Source organism: Fibrella musci, assembly GCF_041321105.1.
In the GTDB taxonomy this organism is placed as follows: domain Bacteria; phylum Bacteroidota; class Bacteroidia; order Cytophagales; family Spirosomataceae; genus Fibrella; species Fibrella musci.
This window is the reverse complement of the sequence record NZ_JBGGWD010000006.1, coordinates 163140-179532: the sequence shown is the minus strand read 5'-3', so window position 1 is coordinate 179532 and position 16393 is coordinate 163140. Positions and strand designations below refer to the sequence as shown.

Here is a 16393-nt window from a genome sequence, read left to right as displayed (position 1 = left end):
ATCGTCATGAACTCTTTTTCCACCGATCCGCAACCGCCGCGCCTGCCCGACCGCCTGCTCGAATGGTGCTGCGCGCCGCACCTGCTCGAAGACGTACAGGGCGATCTGCACGAGGTATTTCACCGCCGCCGGGCGCAGGTAGGTCTCGCCAAAGCCCGCCGCGAGTTTACCATCTCCGTGCTGCGTCACCTCACGCCGTTTTTCCTGCGTCGCCAACCCACCGACGTCCAGTACCCATCACCCTCCTTATTCGCTGGCAGTATGTTTCGTAACTACCTAACCATCGCCCTGCGTACGTTGGCCCACAACAAGGCCTATTCTATTATCAACGTCGTGGGCCTGAGCATTGGGCTGGCCGCCGCCATGCTGATCATGCTCTATACAAAAGACGAGGTCAGCTACGATCGCTTCCACGCCAACGGCCCCAACCTCTACCGCATCGTCAGTCACGAGTTCGACCCCAGCAGTCGGCAAACGCGTCAGAACTCCAATACGGGCTATTTTCAGGGAGCCAAATTCGGCGCGGGCGTGCCCGAAATCCGGTCGTTTACGCGGTTGCAGACCAACCACCGCGACATGAAACAGGGTAACGACGTGGTGAGTCAGGAGGTGTTTACGGCTGATGCCAGCTTCTTCAGCATTTTTACCTTCCCGCTGCTGAGCGGCAACCCAGCCACCGCCCTCACGCAACCCAAATCGGTGGTGATCTCGGCGAAAATGGCCCAAAAGCAGTTTGGCACCACCGATGCGCTGGGCAAGATACTGGCCTTCAAAAATACCGACGGTGCGAAACCCTTCTTCGAATCCTACACGGTAACGGGCGTCGCGCAGGACTGTCCGCAGAACTCATCGATCAAGTTTGAGGTGCTTATGCCGTTGGTGATCCCGGCCAATGAGCTCGCCAACAACGAGAACTGGTTCAGTTTCTTTCTCAACACCTTCGTCGTGCTCAGTCCGGGGGCCAACCTGCGGGCGGTGGAGGCCAAGATGAACCAGATTTTTCAGGCCGATGCCAAGCCGGCCATCAAGCTGATGGCCGAGAAGTATGGCTTCAACGAAAAGGTCACTTACACAGTACAGCCTTACACGGCCATGCACCTGAGCACCGAACTGCCCGCTCAGAACGGACTGGTTGACCAGAGCAACCCGAACTTTTCGTACATCCTGACGGGCATTGCGCTCTTTATCCTGCTCATCGCCTGCATCAACTTCGTGAACCTGACCGTGGCCCGGTCGCTCAAACGAGCCAAGGAAATCGGCGTCCGAAAAGTCGTGGGGGGCGGACGTACCCAGCTGATCGTTCAGTTTATGGGCGAGTCGTTTCTGCTGTGCGCGGTGGCGTTTGGGCTGGCGTTGCTGCTGGTGCTGCTGGTTTTGCCCACGTTCAACCAACTGGCCAACAAAGCGCTGTCGCTCACGTACCTGTTCGATGCCAGTCTGGTGCTTGGGTACGTGGGGCTGTTGCTGGCTACGGGCTTTCTGGCGGGCCTCTATCCGGCGCTGGTGTTGTCGAATTTCAGCCCGGTGCAGACGCTCTACAACCGCTTCCGGCTGGCGGGCCGCAATTACCTGCAACGGGGGCTGGTGGTGCTGCAATTTTCGCTGGCCTCGTTTCTCATCGTAGCCACGCTCATCAGCCAATCGCAGTTCAACTACATGATTAACAAAGATTTAGGCTACGACGACACCGGCCTTGTGCGAGTTGGCAAATCAAACCTGACCCGCCGCGAAGTGGCCCTGTTCAAACAGGAATTGCTGAAAAACCCGAACATCATCGACATGGCTCCCAAAAACGGCGGGCAGTGGATGACCATCGCCAAGGCCAACGGCACCACCGAGGTAAATTTCGCCTACGAAACCGTCGACCCGGCGTACCTGCCGCTGCTGCACGTGCCGGTACTCAAGGGTCGGAATTTCTCGCCCGCTTTCCCGGCCGACTCCACGCAGTCGGTACTAGTCAACGAAACGTTCGTGAAAAAAGCGGGCTGGAAAAATCCCATTGGTCAGCTGGTCGATTTCTGGTACAATCCCGGCGAGCGCTACACCGTTGTCGGCGTGGTGCGCGATCACCATTTCAATGGCCTGAATCAGAAGATTCCCCCGCAACTGTTCACCATGAAGCCCGGCAACGAATATGGGCAGGCGCTGATCAAGATTCGGCCCGGTACGACGACAGCCAGTCTGCACCATATCGAACGGACGTTCAAGCGACTGTTCCCGATCAATCACTACACTTATACGTTCATGGATGAAGAGAACGTGAAACGCTACGAATCGGAGATGAAATGGAAGCAGATTATGCTGTTTGGCGCCGTGCTGACCATCTTCATCTCGTGCATCGGCCTGTTCGGGCTGGCCACGCTCTCGGCCGAGCGGCGCACCAAAGAAATCGGCATCCGTAAGGTGCTGGGCGCGTCGGTGGGCAGCATCGTTCAACTGCTCTCTTCCGACTTCCTGAAGCTGGTAGTGCTCTCGCTCGTTTTCGCTTTTCCGGCGGCCTGGTATGCCGTCAGTCGGTGGCTGGAAAACTACCCCTACCGCGTCGACATCAGCGCCTGGACATTTATCGTGGCGGGTGGTCTGGCCATCCTGATTGCCTTCGCGACGGTCAGCTTCCAGAGCATCCGGTCGGCCCTGATGAATCCGGTCACCAACCTGCGGCGCGAGTAAGATTCGCCACGCCATACACTGCCGAAAAGGGCCTGTTCCGTAGGGTACTGCGGGGCAGGCCCTTTGTCCATTGAGGGACAGCCGGTGTCCATTTACGGACAGGGTTCCGTAGCCGCCACGGCCTGAAACAGCCCAATTCAGGCTGTTTCAGGGCTATTGATCGTTTGGCCGCCTATTTGTACGATAAAATGCAGACTAATCAAAAAACGGGCATGCGTCGGACGTACCTGGGCGAATTTGAAGAAGTGGTGTTGCTGATGGTAGCCATTCTGGATGGTGATGGCTACGGCGCCACAGTCAGTCAGGCACTGGAAGAGCATACGGGCCGGGTGGTCACGTTTGGAGCGGTGCATAACACGCTCATCCGGTTGGAGGAGAAAGGCTTTGTGGTCTCCGAACTGGGCGGGGCTACGGCCGAGCGGGGCGGGCGGCGCAAGCGGCTGTTTCGGATAACGGCCCTAGGGAGCCGGGCCTTGCAGGAGATTCAACAACTACGGCAGGAACTCTGGCAGCTGGTGCCGCCCCAGTCGCTTCAACTCAGTGGTTTATGAACGTACCTGAACTTGACCCGCAGCCTCAACCAACCCCGCCCCGCTGGGTACGTTGGCTGCTGACCCGGCTGCACCCCCACGACACGCTGGAGGAGGTCGAAGGTGACCTCGACGAACTCTACGCTTACTGGTACGAGCGGGCGGGCCAACCCCAGGCCACGCTCAGGTACGTGCTCAACGTGCTTTCGGTGCTGCCCCCCTTCGTGCGCCGACGTACCCGCCAACCCGATTATTACAGACGTCCGTCAAATCTGCATCCTGCTATGTTACGCAACAACCTGAAAATCGCTTTTCGCACCCTTGGCCGACATAAGCTGTACACCGCGCTCAACGTGGCTGGCCTGACGTTTGGACTTTCCTGCTTTCTACTGATTGGCCTGTACCTGTTCGATGAACTGACCTTCGATCAGCACCACAGTCGGGCTGACCGCATTTACCGGGCTATTCAGCACAAGAAGACGCCCACGGAAGATTTGACTATCGCCGCTTCGAGCTTCAAGGTGGCAGAGGAAGCGAAGAAGCGAATCGGTGAAATAGAGAATTCGGCCCGCCTAGTCAGAACGGGACGGGCTAATATCTCGAATCCGGCAAACAAAAACTCGTTTCAGGAAACGATTGCGTTTGGCAATGCTGGCTTGCTGGAGCTATTTGATTTTGAAGTCGTTGATGGTTCGACCAAGTCGGCGCTGACTGAGCCGAACACAATTATCATCGTGGAGGAACTGGCGCAACGGCTCTTCAACAGCACACAGGTTGTTGGCAAAACGGTCGATTTTGAATTGGATAAGCCACTCAGAATTACGGCCGTTCTAAAAAATCATCCCCGCAACTCGAGTTTTACCGTCAACGCGGTCGTTTCAGAGGCCACCATCAGTAGTGACAGTGAGTTTACCGACTGGATAGCCGATTGGGACGCTCAGACCTTCCAAACGTTTTTTCTGCTGAAAGAGCAGGCCAGTCCGGATCTGGCAGCGGCAAAAATCACTCAGTTGCTCAACGCCAATATGCGCCACGAGCCAGGTACGTCGGTGTCGTTTACGCTGCAACCTCTGGCCGATATGCACCTTTTTTCGGATAACATCGTCGACGGTGCCCGCAATGGCAATGTTGAAGGAATGAGCCAGGGGGCTTGGCTGTACATCAAGATTTTTGCGATCGTAGGCCTGTTTGTACTGCTTATCGCCTGCATTAACTACATGAATCTGGCTACAGCCCGGGCCTCTAACCGATCGAAAGAAATTGGCGTTCGTAAGGCCAACGGTGCGTTTCAGAGCCATCTGATTTACCAGTTTCTGACCGAGTCGCTGGTGGTTACTACGCTTTCATTTGTTCTGGCCGTAGGGCTCGTCAATGGGCTGCTTCCGTTTGTCAACGAGTTTACTAACAAAACGCTCTCACTGGGCATCCACAGCGATTACCGACTGTGGTTGTACGCACTGCTGGCGCTGGTGGTTACCAGCCTGGTATCGGGCAGTTATCCGGCGTTTTTACTATCGCGCTTCAGTCCGCTGTTGCTGTTAAAAAACATCAACCGCCAGAACAGAGGCAACCTGTCGTTCCGGCAGGGGCTGGTCGTGTTTCAGTTCACGATTTCGGTCGTCATGATCATCGCTACCATCGTGCTGTTTCAGCAGGTTCAGTTTGCCAACAACAAAGACCTTGGCTTCAACAAAGAACTGCTACTGGTAGTCGACATCAACAGTGGGGCTATCCGTAAGGGCGCCGAAACCATCAAAACCGAATTTAGCAGAATCCCGTCGGTCAGGCAGGTGTCGGCGCTCTCGCGGGTGCCGGGCGAATGGAAAATCATTCCGACGGTCAAAATCCGGCCCGTTGGTCATACCGACGAGCACAAGGTATCCTATTTCATCGGTGCCGACGAACAGTTTGTCAAAACCTTCGGCGTGCAGCTGCTAAACGGCCGGAACTTTGTCGGCGCGAGCGACTCGGCGGCCGTGCTGCTCAACGAAACGGCGGCTCAACTGCTCGGCATCCGCGAAGCCGCCGGACAGCGTGTCGATATACCGGGGCGGGCGATGGGGGGTAGCTTCCGGCCCCTCAACGAGGCCAATCAGCCCTTCAACGCGCAAGTCGTCGGTATTGTCAAGGACTTTCATTTTCAGTCGCTACGCGAGAAAATCGCCCCGATGGTGCTGGCTTACCAACAGAATCCGGTGCACAATATCGACTATTTCGCCGCCCGAATCGACGGAAAAGACGTACCGGCTACGCTGGCAAAGATGAACGCCATTCTGACGAGTATCGACCCGACGCATTTGCTCGAGTACCATTTTCTGGACGAACAGCTAGCGCGTTTCTACCTCGACGACCAGCGCCGCGAAACCATGCTAATCTGGGTGGCGCTGGCCACTATTTTCATCGCCTGCCTTGGTCTGTTTGGATTGGCAACCTACGCGGCCGAGCAGCGGATTAAGGAAATCGGCGTACGAAAAGTGCTGGGCGCCAGTGTGCTCAACTTGTCGACCCTGCTGTCGAAAGACTTTCTGAAGCTGGTGCTGATTGCCAACGGGATCGCGTTCCCGCTCGCCTGGTGGGCGACCAGTCGGTGGCTGGCCGAATTTGCATACCACATCGAGCTGCAATGGTGGGTGTTTGTGGCAGCGGGTGTGCTGGCGATGGCCATCGCGCTGGCGACGATCAGTTATCAGACTATCCGGGCAGCGCTGGTGAACCCGGTGAAAAGCCTACGCAGCGAATAGCCATGAACCCGACCCCGCCCCGCTGGGTACGTTGGCTGCTGAGGTGGCTGCATCCCGACGACACGCTGGAAGAAGTCGAAGGCGACCTCGATGAACTCTACGCCTACTGGTACGAGCGAGCGGGCCAACCCCAGGCCACGCTCAGGTACGTCCTCAATGTTCTTTCGGTGCTGCCGCCTTTCGTGCGCCGACGTAAACAAGCAAAACAACCCTACGAACAGCTATCATCCCTGCATCCGGCTATGCTACGCAATTATTTTATAATCGCCCTTCGCAACCTCACGCGCAACCGAGCCTATTCGCTATTGAACGTCGCCGGATTGACCCTGGGGCTAACCTGCGGGATCTTGTTGTTCACGCTCATCACGTATCACCTGAGCTTCGATACTTTTCACCCCCAGTCTGACCGAACGTATCGCCTTGTTACGGAACAACACCGGGAAACAATCAGCTACTCGCGGGGTGTACCGGCTCCCCTGGGCAAAGCCTTTCGCACCGACTATACGTTTGCCGAAAAAGTGGCCCGCCTGGCCACCTTCGATGCCATGCTGATCACGGTAAAGCAGGGGCAGGCTATGGACAAATACAAAGAGCCGGAAGGGGTAGCCTTTGCTGAAGCGGATTTCTTCGACATGTTCAATTATCCGCTCACCAATGGCCATCAGGTAACCACCCTGACCGAACCGAACACGGCGATCCTGACCGAACGGCTGGCCCGCAAGTATTTTGGCGCTGCCAGCCCGATCAACCAGACGATTCGGATGAACAACCGGGTGGATCTCCGCATTGTTGGTGTACTGAAAGACCTGCCCGTCAATACGGATCTGCGAGCGGAAATTTTCGCCTCGTATAGCACACTAAAACAATACGATGAGTGGTTAGCCAGTGATGACTCCTGGGGTGGCATTGTCAGTTCGATGCAATGTTTTCTGCGGCTACGCCCCGGCATCAGCCCACAGCAGGTTGAGCGGGTATTTCCCGCCTACGTCAAAAAATACCGGCCGACCAGCAAAAACGTGCACCACTACAAGCTGCAACCGCTGGCCGACATGCATTTTGATGCCCGCTATGGCGGCGCTATGACTAAAACCAATCTCTGGGTGCTGGCCTGCGTTGGCTTGTTTCTGCTCACTACCGCCTGCGTCAACTTCGTCAACCTGGCTACGGCACAGGCGCTCAACCGGTCGAAGGAAGTGGGTGTTCGGAAGGTGCTGGGCAGTATCCGGGGGCAGTTGTTCTGGCAATTTATGGCCGAGACCAGCCTGATCACCGTAACGGCGCTGCTGCTGGCTCTGCTAAGCTCATTCGCGCTGCTGCCGTTTGTCAATGAGTGGTTTGGAGCACGGCTGAGTCTCAACCTGTTGACCGACTGGCGATTGCCCGTGTTCGCATTGATCCTGACCGTGCTGGTAACGCTCTTTTCGGGGGCCTATCCGGGGCTTATTCTGGCTCGCTTTCAACCAATCCTTGCCTTGAAAGGGCGGTTATCGCAGCAGGCTATAGGTGGTTTTAATACCCGCCGGGCACTGATCGTGACGCAGTTCGCTATTTCGCAGATCCTGATCATCGGGGTCATTGTGATTGCCAACCAGATGCGCTACGCCCAACAGGCCGAACTGGGGTTCGATAAAGAGGCTGTCGTGATGGTATCGCTGGCTACCGATTCAAAACCGCAGACGCGGCACTCGGTGGCCGATCGGTTTTCGGCGCTGGCAGGTGTAAAAAAGGTGGCGCTCTGCCAGGCGGCCCCCGCTTCAAGTAGCAACTGGAGCACCTCGCCCCGGTATGACAACCGCCCCGAAGATGAACCGTTTGCCGTCAATGTGCGAGGGGGCGACGATCAGTTCATCCCGTTGTTCGGTCTACAACTGGTAACCGGCCGGAACGTGTACCCCGCCGATTCAGTCCGGGAGTTTGTGGTCAATGAAGCCTTCGTTCGTAAGCTCAACCTCGCCTCGCCCGACGCCGTATTGGGCAAAATGCTCAGCCTGAACGGCGACCGATTCAAGGGCCCCATCGTGGGCGTTATCCAGGATTTTCATGACAAATCGTTTCATGCCGACATTGAGCCAATGTGCATCAGTACGATCGCCGAAAACTACGATTATTACGCAGTGAAGATCGACTTGTCGATGGCGCAGTCAACCCTGGTGGCTCTGGAAACCCTCTGGAGCCAGACACACCCCGATCAGGTGTTTACCTATCAGTTTCTCGATGAGCAGATTGCCGAGTTTTATGAGACCGAATCGCTGATGCTGAAACTGATTCAGGTATTTGCCGGCATTGCCATTTTTATTGGCTGTCTGGGTCTATACGGGCTGGTATCGTTTATGGCCGCTCAGAAAACCAAAGAAATCGGCATCCGCAAGGTGCTGGGCAGTAGCCTGAGCCAGATCATCTGGATCTTCGCCGGTGAGTTTACCCGCCTGATTTTACTCGCGTTTATCGTCGCGGTTCCGGTGGCCTGGCTTGCCATGAACCAGTGGCTGCAAACCTTCAAAGACCAGGTAAGCATCGGGCCTGACGTATTCGCGTTGGCCATGCTGGGTACGTTCCTGGTTGCTATCCTTACGGTCGGCTATCGCTCAGTGAAGGCAGCATTGATGAACCCGGTCAAGAGCCTGCGGAGCGAGTAAACCGAGTACAAGGATCAAGTCTAGTCACAACGCAGCCCTTCCAGCCGGAAAGAGCGGACAGAAACAGGAAGGATAGCCGTCGTGTCGACGAAGCCTTTCAACGCGAACAGGCCAATGTACTTCGGCGTCATATTGACTTCGTAGGTTGCCACTTCTTTGAACGAAAAATTGTCGACCGGGCTGGCCGAATACAAAAACCGAAATTTCTGTCCCTGCTTCTCGATACGAAAGGCTACGTTTTTCAGGTTAGTGGCGGCAATACGCTGGTCAGCTGTAGTGCCAACCGGAAACAGCGGCTGGTGAATGAACTCTTCCAGGTGGTCGTCGCCGAGGCCGTGAGAGGCGATAGCCTGAAGCAGGACTTCACCCGGCTTTACGTACCCACCGAAATAGTTGTTATAGGAAAGAGACAGGCGAATACTTTTTCCCGTAAACAGGCTGTCTTCGAGCAGTAAAAGGCCCACCTGCTGCCAATTTCCGCCAGGAATAAAGCCTTTGACATGCAGATCGGTGCGGAAACAGTCATCGTGAATCTCCCGCAGCAGCAGGTTTTGAATGCGAGGTTTTTCGCCCGCCTGAGGCCAGTTATCGCCTTTGAGCGTGAAGAGGGTTAACTGGCCGGGCTGTTGCGCCCGTCGATTCCAGAAGCGCTCGTTCTTGTCTTTAAGAAACCAGCCATTACGGCTCATCGCGGCTTCGTCGGTGACCTGAAAATCATCCTGTACCCGTTCTAAATCGGCTCGTCGGAAAAGAAAAAAGCAACTGACCCCAATCACTACCAACAGGCCGACCAAGACAAGCGATACAGGGCTTTTTCGCCTCTTTTTTTCGGGCTGCTCAGCCATTGGCAGCAGACTGATCTGCTCGCGAAAACGGAACCAGTAGGGGAAATGCGGTTCCGTTTTCTTGCGTTCGGCTTCAGAAATAGGCGGCGCATCGAATACGTAGCGGGCCAATGTATCGAGTGTGGCTACTGATGGATTTTCCTGTTTGCTCAACGAGGGATTAAGCAGGAAAGCCACGTAATTCTTGATGCTCCGCCACCCGATAACCAGGCCTGTATGCGCTTCGATCTGGATGCTTAGGTGTTTGCTCTCCGGCTCCGAAAGTGGGGCATCCATCGGATGACCAAAGCACTTTACGACTACAGCACCCACTAAATCGGCAAATGCCCGCCGGTCAAGTTCATCCATTTTTACAGTAAACTAATATAAGCTGGTAGCTGGAACCTGAACAGGGCCCGCAGCATAGGCCTGATTGACCGGTATTCATAATTCCGTGACGTTTCCGCCCGAATACCGAGCTGTTTTTCTCGTGAGCCGAAGCTTTGCAAAAAGATCGCTCTTTATGAAAAACGTCCTGCTTTTACTTTTAGTCGGTTCCGCCCTGGCTGGTCGGGCGCAGCAACTTCAGCTTCATTATGATTTCAGGCATTCGATCAATGCCGATTTAAACCGACGAAATTTTGCGTCGATGACCTTCGAATACTTCAAGGGGAATGATTCGACAGGCTCATTTCTACTAAAAATGCAGGCCGACTTCACTGGCGAAAATAACAACATCGGCCAGCTTTTTTTGCAGGTCTCCAAGAATCTACGCTATTGGCAACCTAAAGTTTATCTGTCGCTCACGTATAGTGGCGGGCTGGGTGTGGCACCACCCGCCTACGGTTATTACCTGACCAATACGGCTGGCGTTGGTATAGCCTATCCGTTTCAATGGCGGGGTGCCTGGTTCAGTGCTAGTTTGGTATATCGACTCAGTACATTTCCCAGACCAAGTCATGACCCACAGCTTACGTTCTATTTCGGAAGAGGATTTGCCAACTACCGAATTCTGGTGGCGGGTAGTCTGGTTGCCTGGAGTGAGAACCGGAATCAGGGCACTGATTTCACTAAAGAATTGAGTGGCAAAAAGGTCGCTTTTTTTGGCGATCCGCAGTGCTGGGTCAAACTGACCAAAGCGGTCTCCGTGGGTTCACGAATTAATCTGTTTTACCATGTATTGACCAATGAAAACCAGGTGCAGGTATATCCGACACTCGCGTTGAAAAACCAATTCTAGGTAAAGGCACAGCCGTTTCTAACTGTCCGACCACGCCTTATAGTCATCTGAAAGCGGTGAAGGGGTTTTCTGACTTTGGCAGAGCATTTGACATACTGAAATAGATGATATCAGCTGTACCAGTTGTTTCTTATGCGACGAAGTGATTTAGGTGAGTTTGAAGAGGTAGTGCTGCTGGCTGTAGCCGTGCTGGTGCCCAAAGCCTACTCGGTAGCCATTGCCGAAGAGCTGGAACAGGAAACGGGGCAGACCATCAGCACCGGGGCGGTCCACGCGGCCCTGCAACGGCTGGAGCAAAAAGGCTACCTCCGATCGGAACTGGGCGAGGCTACCCCCGAGCGCGGTGGCCGACGGAAGCGACTCTTCACCGTGACGGCCTTGGGCGGGCGTGTGCTGAGCGAGGTACGTACTGTGCGGAATAACCTGTGGGACCGCATTGTGCCTCAGGCCAAGCTGACATGGACTTAACACTGCCACGCCATGCCCACTGACCCATCACAAGGCCCCCGTCCGCCGCGCTGGCCCGACTGGCTGCTCAACTGGCTGGTGGCGCCTCATCTGCGCGAAGAGGTGCTGGGCGATCTGCACGAGCGCCATTACCGACGTACCCAGCGGTTGGATACGTTCCGGGCGAAACGCCGCTACTGGCGCGACGTGCTCGCTTACGTACGCCCCCGCTTCATCCGCCGACAACCGTCAACGTTTTCTTACCCAAGTAATGCAATCATGCTACGCAACTATCTGACAATCGCTTTTCGGAATCTGGTAAAATATAAGCTCTTTTCCGCAATTAATATCTTGGGCTTAAGCCTGGCTATACCTTCAGCTTTAATGGCCTTGATCCAGATTGTTAATTATTACGAATACGATACTTTTCACCAGGATAGCGAACGAATCATACGAGTAATAACAGATGAAGAGCAGGCTAACGGTGAGCAATTAACTTGGGCCTCAAGCCCCGTACCACTGGGCAGGTACGTTAACGAAAATCTGGCAGGTATAGAGCATACGGCAACTATCGTACGAGAGCCTAAATGGCTTTTGAGCAGCACCATCAAAACAAAAAATGTACGTGCCATTTATACGGATACCTCCTTTTTTAAACTCTTTTCATTTCCGCTGGAAAAAGGGATCTATCCCATCGAACCCAATACGATTGCGCTCACGCATGAAACAGCACAGTGGTTTTTTAAAGAGGCCGATCCCATCGGCGCCGTTCTTGAGCATCCAGCCTATGGAAATTTCAAAGTTGTCGGCGTTTTAAAACCGTTTGATCAGCAGAAAACGCAATTTAGAACGGACGTCATTGCTTCATTTGCCAGTTATTCAGCTAAAACGGGTGATACAACAGATTGGTCTACGCTTAAGGCACATACCTTTATCAAACTAGCCAAAGGCAGATCAACCAGCGAGTTTGGCAAACAACTAACTAACGTGTCAAGTAAAATCAACAAACTAATTGAAAGCACGGCTGACAAAAAATTATATTTTAAAGCTCAGAGTTTAGCGGATATTTCACCGGCAAAAGAAGCGCTAGAAAACGACCCGTATGTTCAGGATATCAGAAGCATTTATATCAATTTTGCCTTTCAGCTAATTGTCATCTTGCTGGCTTCCTTAAATTATATCAATCTCACGCTGGCACGCTCGATCAACCGAGGCCGTGAAGTCGGCGTGCGGAAGGTGATGGGGGCTACAAAATTTCAACTTATCTTCCAATTTTTAACGGAATCTGTATTAGTTTCATACATAGCCCTTGGCCTTGGCCTGTTTCTGTTATGGTTCATAAAACAGGAAATTCACATCTCCTGGCTTACCTGGGATATTGACCACCTGGGCTATCTTATCCTCTTATTTTTCGTTTTCAACTTGATACTGGGCTTGATAGCCGGCGCATCCCCCAGTCTCATTTTATCGGCTTATCAACCAATAAATGTACTGAAAGGCAGTGTTTCACCTGCTAGTTTCGGCAAAATAGGCTTTCGTAAATCGTTGATTATTGTTCAGTTTACAATAGCGCTCGTTTATGTCTTTTTTATTGGGCACATGTATCATCAAATTGATTACATGGCCAATGACAATGAGAATTTTCAACGTACCGATATCCTCACTATAAACCTGGCAGGCAATCAGAACGAACGATTTGCCACCGATGTCTCTGGGCTTAACGAAGTACAACAAGTAGGCTACACGTCACTCAACTTCGGAATTGCGCCCGCTTATTCAGGCATAAAGAGCAAAAAAACCGACGCAGCAAAACCAGCCTTTTATTATGCCGTCGATCATAATTTTATAGACAATATGGGTCTGCATATAGTAGCGGGCACTAATTTGATTCAACGTCATTCGGCAACTCCGTCGCCGATGATCGTCGTGAACCAAAAAACCGTAGACGACCTCAATCTCGGTACTGAACAGGACGCTATTGGAAAAACCATCCTACTGAATGATACGCTTTCCGCTACTATCATAGGCGTCGTTGCTAATTTTTGCCACTACGACTATGAACATAAAATAGAGCCTGTCGTTTTTCAGTATCAACCGGCCTTGTTTAAGGTATTATGCGTAAAAACCAGCTCTGTAATTGACCGAAAATCACTCGAAGCAAGCATTAGAGAACTCTGGGCAAGGCACAATCCCTACCTGGAAATGAATGCGTCGTGGCTGGATACCGATATGTACGAACGGTATTATCCCTATGAAGATATGCAGTTTGCCGGCATGGAAACTATTGTAATTCTTGTCGTCGCCATATTAGGCCTTATCGGCATACTTACGTATAGTTTGGAAAAGCGGACCAAAGAAATCGGTATTCGAAAAGTGATGGGCGCTACTGTTTTTGACGTGATAAAACTAATGTCCGTCGACTTTATCAAATTACTGACGATTGCTACTGTGATAGCCATACCATTAGGTATAGTGATTGCCGTGTACGCGAATAGTTACCTCGTATTTAACAATGGCATAGGCTATGCAGCCATGGCTGTACTGTTGTTTTTTGTCATAGGTATTGCAATAGGCGCTGTGGGTTTCTTTTCGTGGAAAGCGGCCCAGACGAACCCGGCACGGACATTGAAAGCAGAGTAACACGCCTGGTTAGCCAGATACCAGCACCGGCAGGAAAAACAGATTAGGAGAAAGCCACGTCTATACCGTCTGTCAGGTCAGTTTTTCAGTAATGGCCAATTTGATGAGTTGAGCCGTGTTCTGTACGTTGTACTTGGCCAGCCTGTTTTTGCGGTGACTGCTGACGGTGCCTACAGCTACGAAGAGCTGATCGGCAATCTGCTGGCTGGTGAGGTCGGCGGCGATCTCGACCAGAATCTCGCGCTCCCGCCGGGTGAGGACCAGCAGCCCAATGGCAGCGGGTTTGTTGAGAAGTATCGAGGCCGACAGGCTGAAATATGTCTTGCGCCGCACAACAGCCAGTCGAGTCCTCCATCACGGGTCCCAACCTGTGTTGTCAACAGCAGGTTCGACTGGAAAGGCAAAAACGTGTGCTAAAGTTAACCGAGCTGTCTTTGCGGCGGGTATCTCGTAGTACAGGACTGATGCCCGTTCAACCGTAACTCAAAAACACGCTCTCAATCCCGCCAAGCTTGGCTTCTCAGCAAAGCAACTTCCGACGTTTCAACAAAGTGAAGAGCCGGTCACCCACGGATATTTGTCGAGTTAATGTTCCTGAAAAATGACAATGACAGACACGAAAGATTGCGTACTTGTAACCGGCGGAACCGGCTTTTTGGGCGTGCACTGCATTTTGCAACTTCTACAAAACGGGTACACCGTCAAGACAACCGTCCGATCGCTAAAAAGACAGGAGGCGGTCATCGACATGTTGAAAAACGGAGGGATCACCGCGTTCAACAAGCTGTCCTTTATTGAAGCTGACTTACTGAAAAACGACAATTGGGCCGCAGCGGCAACGGATTGCAGCTATGTACTTCACGTTGCTTCTCCCATTAGTTTGAACGTACCCAACGACGAGAACGACATGATTAAGCCGGCCGTAGAAGGCACCCTTCGCGTCCTGGGAGCCGCCCGGGACGCAGGTGTAAAACGGGTTGTGATGACGTCGAACTTCGGCGCTGTTGGCTACAGCCATACCGATACGACGAAAATCATCACTGAAGAAAGCTGGACGGATCCAAATGAGCAGGGTCTGTCGGCCTACAACAAATCGAAAGTACTGGCCGAACGAGCCGCCTGGGATTTTATCGAGCGAGAAGGCGGTGAGCTGGAACTTTCGGTCGTTAATCCGGTTGGCATCTTCGGTCCGTCGCTGAGCCCCGATCTGTCGAGCGGTTTCGAACTGTTGAAGCGCGTACTGGATGGGTCTATGAAACGAGTGCCGAACATGACTTTGAGCATCGTGGATGTTCGTGATGTGGCTGATCTGCACATCCGGGCCATGACTAGTCCGGTTGCCAAAGGTCAGCGGTTTCTGGCTATCGCCGGCGACGTTATGACCTTGCCCGAAATTGCCCTACTGATGAAAACCAAACTCGGCGACCGTCTCAAAACCATTTCTACCAAGCGCATGCCGGATTGGGTAGTTCGCGGGGCCGCCTTGTTCAGCCCGACAGCCCGGAATGTGGTTCCGCTGCTGGGTAGATACCGAACCGCCAGCAACGAAAAGGCTAAAAAATTGCTGGGCTGGCAACCCCGCAGCAATGAAGAAGCACTGCTGGCAACGGCCGACAGTCTGATAAAATTTGGTGCAGTCAAGTAATAAGATCGGGCCCCGATTAAGGCGACTATAATGAAGCACCAAAACAGATACTTGACCTAAGTGTTATTGCAAACGGGCCAAAGCCTACCTGGATATGATGAACCCAAGCACAATAGCCTCCTGCTACATCGGTCCTGAAATCTCGCCTGAGCAGTTCATTCCGGAGCACTTCTTTCTATATCTGACAGCGGGCACCATGATGGTCTATGACAGCCATAAAGAATACACCATCAAGGCTGGCAATTGTGGCATCGCCCGGCGAAACCAACTGGCCAAATACAACAAACTTCCCGTTGATGGGAAGTTTGAGAAGGTGGTTGTTGTTTTCGATCAGGCTTTCCTGAAGGATTTTCAGCAGCAGTACGCGATCCCGACCGACCAGACGAAATCACCCGATGCGATTATCAAACTGAGCCCGGATCCGCTGATCGAGAATTTTATTCAATCCCTCAACACCTATTTCAACGAAATGGGCACTGTCGATACCGATCTGCTCGACGTAAAGCGCCGGGAACTGCTGTTGATCCTGCTGAAGAAGAACCCGAGACTGGCCGCGTTTTTTTTCGATTTCGGTGCCCCTGAGAAGATTGACCTGGAAGCTTACATGAACCGAAACTTCCGGTTCAACGTAACCCTCGACCGCTTTGCGTACCTGACTGGCCGTAGCCTGACTAGTTTCAAGCAGGATTTCAAGCGAATTTTCAACGACACACCCAGCCGGTGGCTTGTGCAGAAGCGCCTTAATGAGGCGTATTTCTTGCTGGATAAAAAAGGCAGGAAGGCATCGGATGTGTATCTGGAAGTCGGTTTTGAAAACCTGTCTCATTTTTCTTTTGCCTTCAAAAAACAGTTCGGTCTTGCCCCCACTCAACTAACAGCCCTAAAGCAGTGAGTTGGCGTGGTTGAGTCTGAAATCGGATGAGGGGCCAGGTCTTAATCAAGATAGTGGCTATGGGTGGCTAACACCCAGCCTATTCTACCGCGTTTGCCAGCTATAAATCAGCACACACCCAACTAGTA

At 52.9% G+C, this 16393-nt stretch carries 11 protein-coding genes; 9 read left to right on the top strand and 2 right to left on the bottom strand.

The window, feature by feature from the left end:
* Positions 1–6: 6 nt before the first annotated feature.
* The 4 genes from ACAW74_RS20150 (at position 7) to ACAW74_RS20135 (ending at position 8577) form a co-directional block, all read left to right on the top strand.
* Complete coding sequence (locus tag ACAW74_RS20150; RefSeq protein ID WP_370700028.1) at positions 7–2670, top strand: ABC transporter permease; 2664 nt, start codon at positions 7–9, stop codon at positions 2668–2670.
* Between the two features lie 212 nt (positions 2671–2882).
* A complete protein-coding gene (locus tag ACAW74_RS20145) occupies positions 2883–3221 on the top strand; it encodes a PadR family transcriptional regulator (protein WP_370700390.1) in 339 nt (112 codons plus the stop codon).
* Positions 3218–5941, top strand: coding sequence for an ABC transporter permease (locus ACAW74_RS20140; RefSeq protein ID WP_370700027.1), 2724 nt, complete (start codon positions 3218–3220; stop codon positions 5939–5941). The genes ACAW74_RS20145 and ACAW74_RS20140 overlap by 4 nt, the downstream gene beginning before the upstream one ends.
* A gap of 2 nt (positions 5942–5943) precedes the next feature.
* Positions 5944–8577, top strand: a complete 2634-nt coding sequence (locus ACAW74_RS20135) for an ABC transporter permease (protein ID WP_370700026.1) — start codon at positions 5944–5946, stop codon at positions 8575–8577.
* A gap of 20 nt (positions 8578–8597) precedes the next feature.
* Here ACAW74_RS20135 and ACAW74_RS20130 read toward each other — a convergent pair whose 3' ends face one another.
* Positions 8598–9770, bottom strand: coding sequence for a hypothetical protein (locus ACAW74_RS20130; RefSeq protein ID WP_370700025.1), 1173 nt, complete (start codon positions 9768–9770; stop codon positions 8598–8600).
* A gap of 154 nt (positions 9771–9924) precedes the next feature.
* Between ACAW74_RS20130 and ACAW74_RS20125 the strand changes: the two genes are divergently transcribed.
* The 3 genes from ACAW74_RS20125 to ACAW74_RS20115 all read left to right on the top strand — a co-directional run bounded on the left by ACAW74_RS20125 (position 9925) and on the right by ACAW74_RS20115 (position 13728).
* On the top strand, positions 9925–10641 hold the full coding sequence (locus ACAW74_RS20125) for a DUF5020 family protein (protein ID WP_370700024.1): 717 nt from the start codon (positions 9925–9927) through the stop codon (positions 10639–10641).
* Positions 10642–10773: 132 nt separating this feature from the next.
* Entirely contained in the window at positions 10774–11109 is a 336-nt protein-coding gene (locus ACAW74_RS20120; protein ID WP_370700023.1) for a PadR family transcriptional regulator, read from the top strand.
* A 12-nt stretch (positions 11110–11121) separates the two neighbouring features.
* Positions 11122–13728: a permease prefix domain 2-containing transporter gene (locus ACAW74_RS20115; RefSeq protein WP_370700022.1), complete on the top strand. Its 2607-nt coding sequence runs from the start codon at positions 11122–11124 to the stop codon at positions 13726–13728.
* Positions 13729–13800: 72 nt separating this feature from the next.
* Here ACAW74_RS20115 and ACAW74_RS20110 read toward each other — a convergent pair whose 3' ends face one another.
* Positions 13801–14061 (bottom strand): response regulator transcription factor, encoded by a 261-nt coding sequence (locus ACAW74_RS20110; protein ID WP_370700021.1) that lies wholly within the window; start codon positions 14059–14061, stop codon positions 13801–13803.
* Between the two features lie 268 nt (positions 14062–14329).
* On the opposite strand from ACAW74_RS20110, the gene ACAW74_RS20105 reads away from it, so the two are divergent.
* Both ACAW74_RS20105 and ACAW74_RS20100 read left to right on the top strand, forming a co-directional pair.
* Positions 14330–15373 (top strand): SDR family oxidoreductase, encoded by a 1044-nt coding sequence (locus ACAW74_RS20105; RefSeq protein ID WP_370700020.1) that lies wholly within the window; start codon positions 14330–14332, stop codon positions 15371–15373.
* Between the two features lie 94 nt (positions 15374–15467).
* Positions 15468–16265, top strand: a complete 798-nt coding sequence (locus ACAW74_RS20100) for a helix-turn-helix domain-containing protein (protein WP_370700019.1) — start codon at positions 15468–15470, stop codon at positions 16263–16265.
* Positions 16266–16393: the final 128 nt, after the last annotated feature.